Here is a 14567-nt window from a genome sequence, read left to right on the forward strand (position 1 = left end):
CTGAACGGCGAAACCCTCACCTCCCACCTGTTCAAAACCGGCCGCGAACACCAACGCCAACAAGGCCAACTCCTCAGCCACTACCACTACGACGACCAGAACCGCCTGCACGCCCACGCCGTCAGCCAACAGCAACACACCCTCTACCAACGCCAATACGACTACGACAAAAGCGGCAACCTCACCCGCCTGCTCGATACTCGCAAAGGCGAACACCACTACCACTACGACCCCCTCGCCCGCCTGACCCGCGCCGACCATTCGCAAGACGTGCAGGAACGCTTCGGCCACGACCCGGCCGGCAACCTGCTCATGCAAGACCGCCCCGGCCCGGACATCGTGGCCGGGAATCGGTTGATGATTCAGGGCGATCATCGGCAACCTGCTCATGCAAGACCGCCCCGGCCCGGACATCGTGGCCGGGAATCGGTTGATGATTCAGGGCGATCATCATTACGACTATGACGCCTTCGGCAATTTGATCCGGCAGCGACGTGGTAAGGGTCATCAGCTCGTAACGGAATACCGCTACGACTGCCAGCATCGGTTGATAGGGATCACACAGCCCAACGGGCAAACCGCCAGCTATCGCTATGACCCGTTTGGGCGGCGGATCAGCAAAACTGTAAACGACATAACCACGGAGTTTTTCTGGCAAGGCGACAAGCTAATTGCCGAACACCACGCGGATCGGCATCGCAGCTATATCTACGAGCCAGACAGTTTTCGGCCGTTGGTCCTGCTGGAAGGCTTTGGCCCAACAGAAACAAAGCCCTTCCACTACCAACTCGACCACCTCGGCACACCGCAGGAACTGACCAACCCCGAAGGCGAAATCGTCTGGTCCGCGCACTACCGCGCCTACGGAGAAATCGCCCGCCTAGACGTCAGAAAAATCGACAATCCGCTGCGTTTTCAGGGCCAATATTTTGATGCGGAAAGCGGGCTGCACTACAACCGCCATCGCTACTACAATCCAGATATTGGTCGCTACCTGACGCCGGATCCGGTGAAGCTGGCGGCTGGGATTAACGCGTACCGGTATGTGCCTAACCCTACGGGGTGGGTGGATCCGTTAGGCTTGAATACCTGTCCCGGAACGGATGGATGCAAGCCAAACAATTCTGCTCAAAATCCGATAGCAGGGGTTGAGCACGGCGAACCCGCTTTACCTCAACTGGGACGCGCACAGCGACAAGCACGCATTAATGAGCTTGGAGAGGCCAACGCTCACCGGCGCTTATCAGAACTGGAAAGGTCAATCCCAGGGGCGCACTTCTTGGAAAAACACGGTGCTCAAACGTCCCTGGAATCTCAACTTGAGCGAGTGATTACAGCTAGAAACCCTACCACTGGGGAAATTGAAACGTTTACCAGAGGAAGGAACGCAGGACAACCTAGACCTCCAAGCGCAGCTACACATTTTCTGAGCCATAGAGATCAATTAAACGCAATCGATCGTGCAATACTAATTTTCAAACTCAACGGCAGAGCAGACATACAGGCTCCAATGGACATGGGAAAGATTATAGGCGAGGGTTATAAAAGAGATAGTCTAGAATACGGAAAACAGAGAAAAGCCATAGTGTATTTCAATAGTAATGGAAAACCGATCACTGCATTCACGGAGTTCTAAAAATGAAAAGACAACCAAAGCTCACAATACTACGCGGCCTGTTATTCACTTACTGCATAGAAAACACCACAGATGTAGAAAGAGAAGGAATCATAGTATCGAAAGACGTCAACAACCCTAAAGAGCTAGCGGAGCTTTTCGATGCATTGACCAAATCAGAATATTTCTCCTACAGAGAAGATGAGCAACAATGGTACATAGATACACTTGAACATTTTTTATCTACAGATGAAGATTTCGAATCTGTTTTTTACTTATTTGACACCTACTTCGGAGATGAAATACTTGACAAAAGAGCTTTTATGACTGTGCTGCTCGAACGCCTTAAAATCTACAAGAGCGAAGCGCTCTCAGCTAAACCGATACAAGACGGCACCCACTAAACCCAACTCAAAGGCAAAACCAACCTATGCAACTAAGTACTAAATTCAAAAGCCACAAAATGCAACTTGCAGCACTGAATGAAGTCACCACAAGAACAGCCCGCAAACTGGAGCCTTTCACTGAAGAGGATTACTACGGAAACCCCATCGTCCGCATAGAACTGCAAGGCTGTGGAGAAGGCTACATTCCTAACCCAGAGGATCTGACCAACCCAGTATATGATGATGACATGAATACCATCGTTGCAAAATTCGACCGTGAAACCAAAAAACTCTACACCGTATTCCCCGTGAGTGACGACCAATGCTAAAACACCCTTTTCTAAACAAGCCCTACCAGCCAAAATTTCGACACTTCCTTTCACCCTTCGACATCTATGATCGTGAAGAAACACTGGGCGAAATATTTACAACCTACAACATCAATCATAAACGCGACAGGGAAAAACTCATCAAAAAGTACATTATAGACAAAAGTACAGACTTGAATTATCGGCATCGAAAACTCCTGGTCGACACTTTAGGCGATGCTCTTGAAGACGAAACTTATGATTTTTCGCAAGCCTTGAACCAGGCGCCTGGATTTTACTGTTCCCTACCTTGGGGATGGAGCGACATGGAGGATCCAAGAGGTTTCTTTGAGGACATCTATAGGATGACGAATGAGTGGTGGAAAGACGACCTCCAAAAAGCCAGCCTTGAAGACCCATCAACATGGTGAAAACACCACCTACACCACTGAAACACCCCATCACTGTGGCGAGCAGGCTTGCCCTGCGTTGGGCTGCGAAGCAGCCCCAATAGGGAAAAAACGAGATACTAGCGTAAACCCGTGTCGTCTGTTTTGGGGCTGCTGCGCAGCCCAACGCAGGGCAAGCCTGCTCGCCACAACAAGCCTGCTCACCCAAATAATAAGTTTGCGAACAGGAAGGTTTACCTATTGAGTGAGCCCTGCAAACCTCTCACCGCTTCGACAACTCCATAATCATCCGACTCAACAAATAAACCCGTGGCGCCACGCTCTCCACCTCGGCATATTCCTCCGGCGTATGAATATTCCCACCCACAATCCCAAACCCATCCAACGTCGGCGTCCCGACCCCAGCTGACAAGCTCGCATCGGCGGCCCCGCCGCTGCCTTCAATGGTCAATTTACGACCCAATTCGCCATAGATTCCCTGGGCAATCGCGACCAATTTGTCCGACTCCGGCGTCTGTGGCATCGGCGGCAGGCCGCGCTGCAGGCTGGTTTTCACTTCGGTGTCCGGGATCAACTTGTTGGCTGACACCCGCGCCAGGTCTTTTTCGATTCGATCAAATTCTTCCGGCAGCGCTGCGCGCACGTCGGCTTTGGCGGTGGCTTGGTCGGGGATGACGTTGGTGCGGTCGCCGGCCTTGATCACGGTGAAGTTGATGGTTGTTTTCTTCTCTTCATCGCCGAGTTTGCCCAACTGCAGGATCTGGTGCGCGGCTTCCATGGCAGCGTTGCGGCCCAGTTCGGGGGCGACGCCGGCGTGGGCGGCTTTGCCTTTGACTTCGACCACCGCAGTGGCGCTGCCTTTGCGCCATACCACCAGGCCGTCGGCCGGGCGGCCGGGTTCCAGGTTCAAGGTGACGTCGTGGGCCTTGGCGGTTTTGCGGATCAGTTCGGAAGCGGCTTCTGAGCCGGTTTCTTCGCTGGCGTCGAGCAGGAAGGTGATTTGCGCGTAGTCTTTGAAACCCTGGTTTTTCAGGACTTTGAGCGCGTAAATACCGGCGACGATGCCGCCCTTGTCATCCATCACGCCGGGGCCGTAGGCACGGCCATCCTTGATATGAAACGGGCGCTCGGCGGCCGAGCCTTCCTTGAATACGGTGTCCATGTGCGCCATCAGCAGGATTTTGGCTTTGCCGGTGCCCTTGAGGGTGGCGATCACATGGCTGTTGTTGGCCGCTTTGTCCGGCACCAGTTCGATGCTGAAGCCGAGCTGCTTGAGTTCATCAACGGCAATGTCGCGCACTTGGGTCAGGCCCGGCTCGTAGCCTGAACCCGAGTCGATATTCACCAGGCGCTCGAGCAGTTTCAGGGCCTCGGCCTTGTACTGTTCGGCATCCGCCTGGATTTGCTTGTGGGGTTCGGCGCTGTAGGCCGGCACGGCGAAGGACAAGGCCAGGGTGGCGGCCAGAAGGGTACGGGAGAAGGTGAAGAGCATGGACCGATCCTTGTTGTTGTGGGGAGGTGCTGCGCTACCCTACCCCACTAAACCGAGCGTAACCAACTGCCTTGCACCGAACTGACGCGGTTGCGCCCACTGCTCTTGGCTTCATACAGCGCCTGGTCGGCATCGTTGAGCCAACTGGTGGAATCGGCGTGTGCCGGCTGGTACGGCGCCAGGCCAATGCTCAAGCTGGCGCGCAGGGTCGGGTCTTGCGCATAGGCCAGTGCACTGAAGCGGTCACGCAAAGCGTCCATCACTTCGGTGGCGCGGTTGAGCGGCATGCCTGGCAAAATCACACAGAACTCGTCGCCACCATAGCGCCCGGCCAGGTCGGACGCGCGCAGGTTCTGGCGCAACACCTTGCTGAGTTGGCGCAGCACGATGTCGCCGGTGACATGCCCATAGGTGTCGTTGATGGTTTTGAAATGGTCGATGTCGATCAGCGCAATGGCCGCGCCCACCTGTTCACGGCGGCAACGCTGGAACTCGATTTCCAGATGGTCCTTCCAGGCGCCGTGATTGAGCAGGCCGGACAGGCTGTCGGTGCGGCTCAAGGCCAGCAACTCGCGTTTATGGCGAGCCAGGGTCAAGGCCTGGCGGTAGCAGATCCAGCCCAGCGCCAGGGGATACAGCATCAGGATCGGCAGGCACGCATACAGTTGCGCCTCGCTGGTCACCGCGATAAACGCCGGCGCGAACACCAACAGCGCGGCGCCGATGCCCAGCCCCTGCGCCACCCAGCCGGCGAGCATAAAGCGCGGCCCGCCGATGGCGACGTTGTTCATGGTCATCATCGACAGCGTGGTCACGCTGGGCAGCGGGTTGAAGTGCATGGCACCGACCCAGAAGCCGCCGCAGAACGAATCGAAGAGTAAATTACGCCGTTCGCTGCGCAGTGAGTTGCTCGCCCGGCGCGACAACTGGTAGGCCAGGTGCGGCCACACAAAGGCGTTGATCAGCATCCAGGCCCACACCCACAGCGACGGGTGCAAGGGGTGCATGCCGAAGACCACACAGACGAAACCCAGCGTCAGCCCCAAGAGCCGCGATTTGAACAGGCGCGAAGCGAGCGGAAGTCCATTTCCTCCGACGGCTGGCATGGTGGCGGCAATCCTGAATGATTGCCTGGAGTCTATCAGGGTAACGTCAAAGCGCCACTACTGCTTACCTGCTAATACTTCAGTGCGAAAACCCACGCGCCAACATCAACGCAACACCCAATAGCAGCACCGCCGTGATCCGTTGCAACAGCACCCGGCGCTTGGGGTTTTCCAGCACGTGCTTGATGCGCTGGCCGAAATAGCAGTACAGGCAGCCACTGGCAAACTGCAGGGTCAGAAACGTCAGCCCGAGGATGGCGATATCCGCCGCCGAGCTGTGCTCGCCTGCCCCTGCAAACTGCGGGAACACCGCGCTGAACATGATGATGGTCTTGGGGTTGGAAAACCCGGTGAGCAACCCCTTGCCGAACAGGCTGCGCGAGCCTTCCACGGCGCCGCCCTGGTTGATCGACACACCGCTGCTGGTCCACTGCTTGTAGGCCAGGTACAGAATATAAGCCACGCCGACAAACTGGATGGTCTGGGTAATGGCGAGGTTGCCCTTGATCAGTTCCGAAAAGCCCACGGCAAAGATCAGGATGGAAATCAGGTAGGACACACTGGCGCCGATCTGCGCCGGGATCGAACTGCGCAAGCCGTCCTTCAAGCCCAGGCTTAGCAGCAACAGGGTCATGGGGCCGGGGCTGAAGGTCATGGTGGCGCAAAACAGCAGGAAGTAGAGAAACGAAGACAGCGTTAACGCACTTGTCATGGGCCAGAACCTTGGAGTGAAAAAAACAACAACGGGGCGCGCTTAAAGCTCGCGCCCCTGGGCCTGTCAGGCGACGGCAATTTCAGTGGTCAGGGATTCACGGTACATCAGCGCCAGGTCGGCCAGGGCAGCCTTGGCGGTCTGGTTGCGGGTTTCGAACGCCACCAGGCCCTTCCAGTTGGTTTCAACGATGGCCTGCACCACGTCGGCGTAATCGCAGTTGCCGTCATGAATGCCGAAGTGCTGATCCTGCACACCATTGTTGTTGCTGAAGGAAATGCCCTTGATCAAGTGGTGATACTTGCGCACCACTTCGGCCGGCAGGCCGTTCTCGATGTTGGCGTGGCCCGCATCCAGGAAAAAGTACACGTTGCCATGGGCCTGCAGGCGCTCGAACACAAAGGCGTATTCGGCCTCATGGGTAAAGATGTAGTGGAATGGCCGGTAGTTGACGTAGTTGGACAGGTTCTCCAGGTAGATATCCGTGCCCTTGTCCTGCGCATAGCTCGCCAGTTCCTGGACCGACTTGAGGTAATGTTCCAGCGCAACCTTCTTGGCCATCAGCACCATTTTTGGCTCGACGATGCAGCCGCCGTGGATGATCAACGGCGCGCCGAGGCGGCTGGCGATATCAATCTCTTTTTTTACGTAGTCCACCGCCGCCGCGCGGAACGCCTCGACGTCACTGCCCAGCGGCGCCTTGAAGTTGCCGTGGAAAATCGGCGTGACGCCGGTGGCGGCGATTTGCGCCTGCAGGCTTTCAATGCGCGCATCGGTCCAGTCGTCGACCATCTCGCCGAACAGGCTGCCGTCGATGTACCAATGGGTGCAATCGCCCTCGATGGCGGTTTGCAGGCCTTTTTCGGCGCTGAGGTATTTCTGGTGCGCCACGCCGGTACAGAACGGTACGGTGGGGTTGATCAGTTTGCTTTCCATGGAGCGATTCCTTTCGTTGATGGAGGGTTAGAGTTCAATGGCCATGAAGTCGGCCTTGGTCACGCCGCAGTCAGGGCATGTCCAGTCTTCCGGCACCTCTTCCCAAGGGGTGCCGGCCGGGATTCCGTCCTCCGGAATACCCAATTCTTCTACGTACATAAAACCGCAGGGTGCGCACATATAAGTCTTCATGAGAATGCGAAATCCATTGCTCGCGTGTAAGAAACTTCGCCAATTACCGGCGAGATGGCGCGCAGTCTAGGGCAGCGTCATTGCACAAGGCAGGTAAAGTGGTGCCTAATCCGGCCTAACTTCACCGGTAAAAGCACCGGCAAAGACAAGGAAGGTTTATGTTTGTATCCGCCATCGCTTTTGTGGAAGGCACGCCCAAGGTGCAGCAGATCGTCGACGCCTTCAGCCAGGCCATCGAGGGCGGTGAATGGGCACCCGGCAGCAAGTTGCCGTCGGTGCGTGAGCTGACCCAGACCCTGGGCGTCAGCAAGTTCACCCTCAACGAAGCGTTGGACCGCCTGCGCGGGCGCCACCTGCTGACCTCAAGCCAGGGCCGCGGCTATTTTGTGGCGATGGAAACCGCACGCCCAGCCGCCGCGACCTGGGTCGACCTGCTGCCCCAGGACCTGCTCAGCGTGCTGCGCCGCCCGCTGGTCACCGCCAGCGGCGAGCTGCGCCCCGGTGGCGGGCACTTGCCGGAGGACTGGTTGAACGGCGAGGCCATCCGCCAAACGATGCGCAGCGTGGTGCGCGCGCCGTCACTGCGCATCGCCGGCCTGGGCACACCGGCCGGGCTGCTGCCCTTGCGCCAGGCGCTGCAACAGAAGCTGCACGGCGAGGGCCTGTCGGTGCCGGTGGAACAGATCATCACTACGCCCAACACCGTGCAGGGCCTGGACATGCTCATGCGCCTGCTCGCGCGCCCCGGCGACACGGTGCTGCTGGACGCGCCGTGCTACTTCAACTTCCACGCCAACCTGGCCCTGCACGGGGTCAAAGTGGTGACCATCGAGCGACGCCCCGACGGTTTTGACTTTGCCGCGCTAGAACAGCTGCTGGCCGAACACCGCCCCAGCCTGTACCTGACCACCAGCGTGCTGCATAACCCCACCGGCCATTCCTTCAGCCCCGGCCAGGCGTTTCGCCTGCTGCAACTGACCCAGCAGTACCATTGCCACATCGTCGAGGACGACCTCTACGGCGACCTGCACCCCAACCCGCCACCGCGCCTGGCCGCCCTCGCCGGGCTGGATCAGGTCACCTACCTGTCGGGGTTTTCCAAGATCCTCAGCGCCAACACCCGCGTCAGCTACGTGGTGGCCGCGCCGCAACTGGCCGCCAACCTCACCAACATGAAGCTCATGAGCGGCGGCGTGACCTCGGAGCTGTTCGAGCAGATCGTCTACCGCATGCTCAGCGAAGGCAGCTACGCCAAGCACCGCAAGCGTATGGTCCAGCGCTTGATGGAGTCCGGCGGGCGCGTCGAACAATGGCTCAAGCGCTGCGGCTGCGAGCTGCCGATGGCGTATGAAGGCGGGATGTTTATCTGGGCGCGCCTGCCCGATGGGGTAAACGGTGAACTGCTGGCCCAGGAGGCGTTGAAACGCAGCCTGGTGCTGGCGCCGGGCGCGCTGTTCGGCTACGACCCGGCGCACCTCAATTCGATGCGTTTCAATGTCGCCCATACTGATGAGCCGCGCGCCCAGCGGGTGTTCGAGGCGCTGTTGCTCAAGGCTGTGCGCCACTGATTTTTGCTTCGCCGTGTATCTGGTCAGCGCCAGATACACTGCAATACAAAGGGCACAAGGCAAAGCCTGCGGCGATGGCTAGACTGCGGCCAAGAGCATTTAACGAGGAAGGCAGCATGGATCATGTCGATCACATCCTGATCGTCGATGACGACCGGGAAATCCGCGAACTGGTGGGCAATTACCTGAAAAAAAACGGCATGCGCACCACCGTGGTTGCCGACGGCCGCCAGATGCGCAGCTTCCTCGACACCACGCCCGTGGACCTGATCGTGCTGGATATCATGATGCCCGGCGACGATGGCTTGCAGCTGTGCCGCGAACTGCGGGTGGGCAAGCACAAAGCCACGCCAGTGCTGATGCTCACGGCGCGCAACGATGAAACCGACCGCATCATCGGCCTGGAAATGGGCGCCGATGATTACCTGGTCAAGCCGTTCGCCGCGCGTGAACTGCTTGCGCGCATCAACGCCGTACTGCGGCGCACCCGCATGCTGCCGCCGAACCTGGTGGTGAGTGAAACCGGGCGGCTGATCCGCTTTGGCCGCTGGCGCCTGGACACCACCGCCCGCCACCTGCTCGACGAGGACGACACCCTGGTGGCCCTCAGCGGCGCCGAATACCGCCTGTTGCGGGTGTTTCTCGACCACCCGCAGCGCGTGCTCAACCGCGACCAATTGCTGAACCTGACCCAGGGGCGTGACGCCGACCTGTTCGATCGCTCCATCGACCTGCTGGTGAGCCGCTTGCGTCAACGCTTGCTGGATGACGCCCGCGAACCGGCCTATATCAAAACCGTGCGCAGTGAGGGTTATGTGTTTTCACTGCCGGTGCAAATCCTCGGGGCCGAGCAATGAGGCCATGGCGGTTTGGCTGGCCGCGCACACTGGCATCCCAACTGTCGCTGATTTTTCTGATCAGCCTGCTGTGTGCCCATGGGTTGTCATTCAGTGCGCAGTTCTACGAGCGCTACATCAGCGCGCGCACGGTGATGCTCGGCAATCTGGAAAACGACGTGTCCACCTCGGTGGCCATCCTCGACCGCCTGCCCGCCAACGAGCGCGCCAGTTGGCTGGCGCGTCTCGACCGGCAGAATTACCGCTACTTGCTCAACGCCGGCGAGGCCGGTGAACCGATGAGCAGCCACGACGTGCCAATGGCCGCCACCTCGATTGCGGACGCCCTGGGCGAGCACTACGCCCTGACCTTCCGCGAAATTCCCGGCCTCCAGAAACACTTCCAGGTGCACCTGACCCTGGCCGATGGCAACCCGATCACCCTCGACGTACGCCCCGCCGCCCCGCCTGTAGCCTATTGGTTGCCGGTGGTGCTGGTGCTGCAACTGGCGCTGCTGCTCGGCTGCACCTGGGTTGCGGTGCGCCTGGCCGTGCGCCCGCTGACACGCCTGGCGCGTGCGGTCGAAACCCTCGACCCAAACGCCCACCCCACGCCCCTGGACGAAACCGGCCCGAGTGAAGTCGCGCATGCCGCTGCGGCGTTCAATGCCATGCAACGGCGCATTGCCGAATACCTCAAGGAACGCATGCAGATCCTCGCCGCGATTTCCCATGACCTTCAAACGCCGATTACCCGCATGAAACTGCGCGCCGAGTTTATGGATGACAGCGCCGACCGCGAAAAACTGTGGAGCGACCTGAGCGAAATGGAGCACCTGGTGCGTGAGGGCGTGGCGTATGCGCGCAGCGTTCACGGCGCCACCGAGGCCAGCCACCGCATTGATCTGGACGCCTTTCTCGACAGCCTGGTGTTTGACTATCAGGACCTGCAAAAGCAGGTCAGCCTGCGCGGCAAAAGCGCGCTGATCCTCGACACTCGCCCCCACGCGCTGCGCCGCGTGTTGGTGAACCTGGTGGATAACGCCCTTAAATTCGCCGGCAACGCCGAGCTGGAGGTCGGCTGCGCAGTGAATGGGCAGCTGTCGATAAAGGTGTTGGACCGAGGACCGGGAATTGCCGAAGACGAGCTGGCGCAGGTGCTGCAGCCGTTCTATCGGGTGGAAAGCTCACGCAATCGCGGCACCGGCGGCACCGGGCTGGGGTTGGCGATTGCCCAGCAACTGGCGGTGGCGATCGGCGGCACGCTGACCTTGAGTAATCGGGCTGAGGGCGGCTTGTGTGCCGAGATTCGTTTGAGTCTTTAGCGCACTGTTCTGTGGCGAGCAGGCTTGCCCTGCGTTGGGCTGCGCAGCGGCCCCTTCCAGCTGATTCACCGCGCCGTCTGAATTGGGGCGGCTTCGCCACCCAACGCAGGGCAAGCCTGCTCGCCACATTGAATGCACAGCTTTAATAAAACTTACGCATGATAATTCCATTTTTTAATAATTAGGTTAGAACCAACAGGCATTTTACAGACCCCGCCACTGCCCTTACTTTTGACCCGAGTGACCGACCCCACGCCCGGAGGAGGTGTTAATCGCGCAAACCACAAGGACAGACCATGAGCATCGAATTTATCGGCTATATCGGCGGCCATCAAGCTTCCGAGATTCACCCGCGCAGCGGCCCTACCCTGCAACCGGACTACGTCGAAACCGTGGCCCGCGCCCACGAAGAAGCAGGTTTCGACCGCGCGCTAGTGGCGTTTCATTCCAACAGCCCGGACAGCACGCTGATCGCCGCGCACGCTGCCAGCGTGACCCAAAAACTGCAGTTCCTGATCGCCCATCGCCCAGGTTTTGCCCAGCCGACCCTGGCCGCACGCCAGTTCGCGACCCTGGACGTGTTCAACGGAGGGCGCACGGCCGTGCATATCATCACCGGCGGCGATGACCGTGAACTGCGCGCCGATGGCAGCCATATCGGCAAGGACGAACGCTACGCACGCACCGACGAATACCTCAGCGTGGTGCGCCAGGAATGGACCCACGAGCAGCCGTTCGATTTCAAAGGCACCTACTACCAGGTCGAAGGCGCGCATTCGACGGTGAAGTCGCCGCAGCAGCCGCATATCCCGCTGTATTTCGGTGGTTCTTCAGCGGCCGCGATTGCGGTGGCCGGCAAGCATGCCGACGTGTATGCGCTGTGGGGTGAAACCTACGAGCAGGTGCGCGAAGTGGTGACCCAGGTGCGCGCAGAAGCGGCCAAGCACGGGCGCACGATTCGCTTCAGCTTGTCGTTGCGCCCGATCCTCGCAGAAACCGAGGAGCTGGCCTGGGCACGTGCCGAGACGATCTTGCAGCAGGCGACCGCACTGGCCGAAAAGCAGGGTTTCGTGCGCCGCGAACCACCCAACGAAGGCTCGCGCCGCTTGCTGGCAGCGGCGGCGCAGGGTTCGCGCCTGGACAAGCGCCTGTGGACCGGGATCGCCGGGTTGCTGGGCGCGCAGGGCAACTCCACTTCATTGGTCGGCACCGCCGAACAAGTCGCGCAGGCATTGCTGGACTACTACGACCTGGGTATCACCACCTTCCTGATACGCGGGTTCGACCCGCTCAACGACGCAATCGACTACGGCAAGCGGCTGATCCCGCTGACCCGCCAGCTGGTCGCCGAGCGTGAACAAGCCAAACAGGTCGCCTAACTAAAGAACACCACACAACCCATGTGGGAGCGGGCTTGCTCGCGAATGCGGCGTGTCAGTCAACGCAAATATTGACTGATCCACCGCATTCGCGAGCAAGCCAGCTCCCACATTTTTGATCTTCAGTGGTTTCAAGTTCAGTTTTTGTAGTCGGTATCCGTACGCTCCAACTGCCGAATCAACGCATTCCAATGCCGTGCCACACCCGGCCCTGCGCCATTGCTGAACACCTTGGCCTGCTCCTCCACCTTGGCCACCACCTCTGCCCGCGGGAAGATAAGCTCGGCATTGCCGCCCGCCTGTGCCGCGATCTGGATATTGCAGGCGCGCTCCAGCCCTTGCAGTTGCTGGAAGGCGTGTTCCACGCCGATGCCAGCGGTCAACAGCCCGTGGTTGCGCAAAATCATCACACTCTTGTCGCCCAGGTCAGCCACCAAGCGCTCGCGCTCATCCAGGTCCAGCGCCACGCCTTCATAACCGTGGTAGGCCACGCGCCCGGAGAACGCGATGGCGTGCTGGGAGATCGGCAGCAGGCCATCCTTCTGCGCCGACACCGCAATGCCGTCACGCGTATGGGTGTGCAACACCGCTTGCAAGTCATGGCGCGCGCCGTGGATGGCGCTGTGGATCACGTAACCTGCGTAGTTGATACCCAGGCCGGTCGGGTCGTCGACAATCGTGCCGTCGAGGTCGACCTTGACCAGGTTGGAGGCGTTGATTTCATCGAACAACAGCCCGTAGGCGTTGATCAGGAAATGCTCATCCGGCCCCGGCACACGGGCGGAGAAGTGCGTGTAGATGTGGTCGGTCCATTTGTACAGCGCCGCCAGTCGATAGGCCGCGGCCAGCTTGACGCGCACCTCCCACTCTTCTGGCGTGACGCGCTGGCGGACATTGCTGGAAACACTGGAAAGCGAGGTAACGCTGCTCATGGCAAAACTTCCTGGATGGCCTTAAGGACTTCCAGTCAGCCTAGGGGATGGCCAAAAATAATAAAAAGCACATTTTAATCTAAGCTAATTATTATTTTTTTTTATAAAAAAACCAGCTACTACATAGATAGTTCCCACGCTCCGCGTGGGAATTCAGCCCTGGACGCTCCGCGTCCCAAAGCGTGACGCAGAGCGTCACAGGAGGCATTCCCACGCAGAGCGTGGGAACGATCAGTCTGCAGCCTCCCAGGCTCACGCAGCATTGCGGATCTTGTGTAAAGAGGCCGCCACCAGCGTCCCGAACGCATCCACCGGCCCTTGCAGGTTGCCCAGGAAGTGCGGGTAGATCAGCCACAAATCCATCACCGGCTTGAAGTCCTTGAGCGGCACCACCGCCAGTTGCTCAAGGTGCGCGCTGCGCTCCAGCAGCGGGCGCGGCACCAGCCCCAGGCCCAGGCCGTCCGCCACCAGGCCCAGTTGCAATTCGGTGCCGAAGGTTTCCAGGTTCACCCGCAGCGCCAACCCCTGGTCGGACAAGGTGCGCTGCAAGCCGGCACGAAAACCACAGCCATCCGGGTTGAGAATCCAGCCGCCCTGGTACACATCAGCCAACTTGCAGGGCTTTTTCGGCAATTGTGCCTTGGCACACACCACCACCAACTCCATCTTGCCGATGGACTCGCCGACGATGTTGTCCGGGAAGATCTTGCCCGCCGGGAACAACGCCACCGCCGCATCCAGCTCGCCGCGCTCGATCTTGCCGACCAGTTGGCTGCCCCACCCCGTGGCGACCTGGGCGCGCAAGTCGGGGTATTCGCTGCGCAGGTGCTTGAGTGCATCCAGCAGCACCACATCGCCGATAGTCTGCGGCACGCCCAGGCGCAACACGCCGGTGGGCGGTGCATCGGTGGCCACCAGCTCACGCAGGGCATCCATCTCGCGCAGGATCAGCCGGCATTGTTCATACACACGGGTGCCGATCAGCGTAGGTTTGAGCGGTTTGGTGTTGCGGTCGAACAGCTCCACGCCCAGCGCCTGCTCGAAGTTCTGCACACGGCGGGTGATGGCCGGCTGAGTCAACTGCAACGACTCGGCGGCGTGGCTGATGGACTGGCAACGAATCACTTCGACAAAGGCATCGATATCGTCAATTTTCATTTGGGCCGCACATAGAGAACAGTCATTAAGATGTGTGGCAAGCATAGTTGCCACACGGCTGTCTGGATAGCCTGCGCTGTGATCGATAACGACTAACGCTATTCAGACCGGTTCTAAATTACCTAAAGCTATAAGCTAATCATTAAAAAATAGCATATTAACTATAAACATTATGCTTATATAAACCCATCACGCCATCCCCATAACCGCCA

At 59.1% G+C, this 14567-nt stretch carries 14 protein-coding genes and 1 pseudogene; 8 read left to right on the top strand and 7 right to left on the bottom strand.

Annotated features, from left to right (window positions below; genetic code table 11):
- The 4 genes and pseudogenes from ASE80_RS04735 to ASE80_RS04750 form a co-directional block, all read left to right on the top strand.
- Positions 1-1636 (top strand): annotated as a pseudogene (locus tag ASE80_RS04735) (RHS repeat domain-containing protein); the annotation flags it as partial.
- A 2-nt stretch (positions 1637-1638) separates the two neighbouring features.
- Positions 1639-2019: a hypothetical protein gene (locus ASE80_RS04740; RefSeq protein ID WP_056857876.1), complete on the top strand. Its 381-nt coding sequence runs from the start codon at positions 1639-1641 to the stop codon at positions 2017-2019.
- Positions 2020-2045: 26 nt separating this feature from the next.
- Positions 2046-2330: a hypothetical protein gene (locus ASE80_RS04745; protein ID WP_056857877.1), complete on the top strand. Its 285-nt coding sequence runs from the start codon at positions 2046-2048 to the stop codon at positions 2328-2330.
- The gene (locus ASE80_RS04750) at positions 2324-2740 is read left to right on the top strand and encodes a hypothetical protein (RefSeq protein WP_056857878.1); all 417 of its coding nucleotides are present in this window, start codon (positions 2324-2326) and stop codon (positions 2738-2740) included. The genes ASE80_RS04745 and ASE80_RS04750 overlap by 7 nt, the downstream gene beginning before the upstream one ends.
- A gap of 241 nt (positions 2741-2981) precedes the next feature.
- Here the strand turns inward: ASE80_RS04750 and ASE80_RS04755 are convergent, their stop codons facing one another.
- The 5 genes from ASE80_RS04755 to ASE80_RS04775 all read right to left on the bottom strand — a co-directional run bounded on the left by ASE80_RS04755 (position 2982) and on the right by ASE80_RS04775 (position 7157).
- Positions 2982-4211 (bottom strand): M20/M25/M40 family metallo-hydrolase, encoded by a 1230-nt coding sequence (locus tag ASE80_RS04755; RefSeq protein WP_056857879.1) that lies wholly within the window; start codon positions 4209-4211, stop codon positions 2982-2984.
- Between the two features lie 47 nt (positions 4212-4258).
- Positions 4259-5317, bottom strand: coding sequence for a diguanylate cyclase (locus ASE80_RS04760; RefSeq protein WP_056857880.1), 1059 nt, complete (start codon positions 5315-5317; stop codon positions 4259-4261).
- A 79-nt stretch (positions 5318-5396) separates the two neighbouring features.
- Positions 5397-6029 carry a LysE family translocator gene (locus ASE80_RS04765; RefSeq protein WP_017137772.1) on the bottom strand — a complete coding sequence of 211 codons (633 nt, stop codon included), beginning with the start codon at positions 6027-6029 and terminating at the stop codon, positions 5397-5399.
- A gap of 66 nt (positions 6030-6095) precedes the next feature.
- Positions 6096-6965 carry a sugar phosphate isomerase/epimerase family protein gene (locus ASE80_RS04770; RefSeq protein ID WP_056857881.1) on the bottom strand — a complete coding sequence of 290 codons (870 nt, stop codon included), beginning with the start codon at positions 6963-6965 and terminating at the stop codon, positions 6096-6098.
- A gap of 27 nt (positions 6966-6992) precedes the next feature.
- Positions 6993-7157 carry a rubredoxin gene (locus ASE80_RS04775; RefSeq protein WP_016968943.1) on the bottom strand — a complete coding sequence of 55 codons (165 nt, stop codon included), beginning with the start codon at positions 7155-7157 and terminating at the stop codon, positions 6993-6995.
- Positions 7158-7315: 158 nt separating this feature from the next.
- On the opposite strand from ASE80_RS04775, the gene ASE80_RS04780 reads away from it, so the two are divergent.
- From ASE80_RS04780 to ASE80_RS04795, 4 genes are all read left to right on the top strand, one after another.
- Positions 7316-8725 carry an aminotransferase-like domain-containing protein gene (locus tag ASE80_RS04780; protein ID WP_056857882.1) on the top strand — a complete coding sequence of 470 codons (1410 nt, stop codon included), beginning with the start codon at positions 7316-7318 and terminating at the stop codon, positions 8723-8725.
- Between the two features lie 116 nt (positions 8726-8841).
- Complete coding sequence (locus tag ASE80_RS04785; RefSeq protein ID WP_056857883.1) at positions 8842-9582, top strand: response regulator; 741 nt, start codon at positions 8842-8844, stop codon at positions 9580-9582.
- On the top strand, positions 9579-10886 hold the full coding sequence (locus tag ASE80_RS04790; RefSeq protein ID WP_056857884.1) for an ATP-binding protein: 1308 nt from the start codon (positions 9579-9581) through the stop codon (positions 10884-10886). The genes ASE80_RS04785 and ASE80_RS04790 overlap by 4 nt, the downstream gene beginning before the upstream one ends.
- A gap of 296 nt (positions 10887-11182) precedes the next feature.
- Positions 11183-12265: an LLM class flavin-dependent oxidoreductase gene (locus tag ASE80_RS04795; protein WP_056857885.1), complete on the top strand. Its 1083-nt coding sequence runs from the start codon at positions 11183-11185 to the stop codon at positions 12263-12265.
- Between the two features lie 137 nt (positions 12266-12402).
- Here the strand turns inward: ASE80_RS04795 and ASE80_RS04800 are convergent, their stop codons facing one another.
- Together ASE80_RS04800 and ASE80_RS04805 are read right to left on the bottom strand one after the other, a co-directional pair.
- Positions 12403-13197 (bottom strand): class II aldolase/adducin family protein, encoded by a 795-nt coding sequence (locus ASE80_RS04800; RefSeq protein WP_056857886.1) that lies wholly within the window; start codon positions 13195-13197, stop codon positions 12403-12405.
- A 252-nt stretch (positions 13198-13449) separates the two neighbouring features.
- Entirely contained in the window at positions 13450-14355 is a 906-nt protein-coding gene (locus ASE80_RS04805; protein WP_017137765.1) for a LysR family transcriptional regulator, read from the bottom strand.
- Positions 14356-14567 lie beyond the last annotated feature (212 nt).

This window comes from Pseudomonas sp. Leaf15 (assembly GCF_001421425.1).
GTDB classification, from domain to species: Bacteria; Pseudomonadota; Gammaproteobacteria; order Pseudomonadales; family Pseudomonadaceae; genus Aquipseudomonas; species Aquipseudomonas salomonii.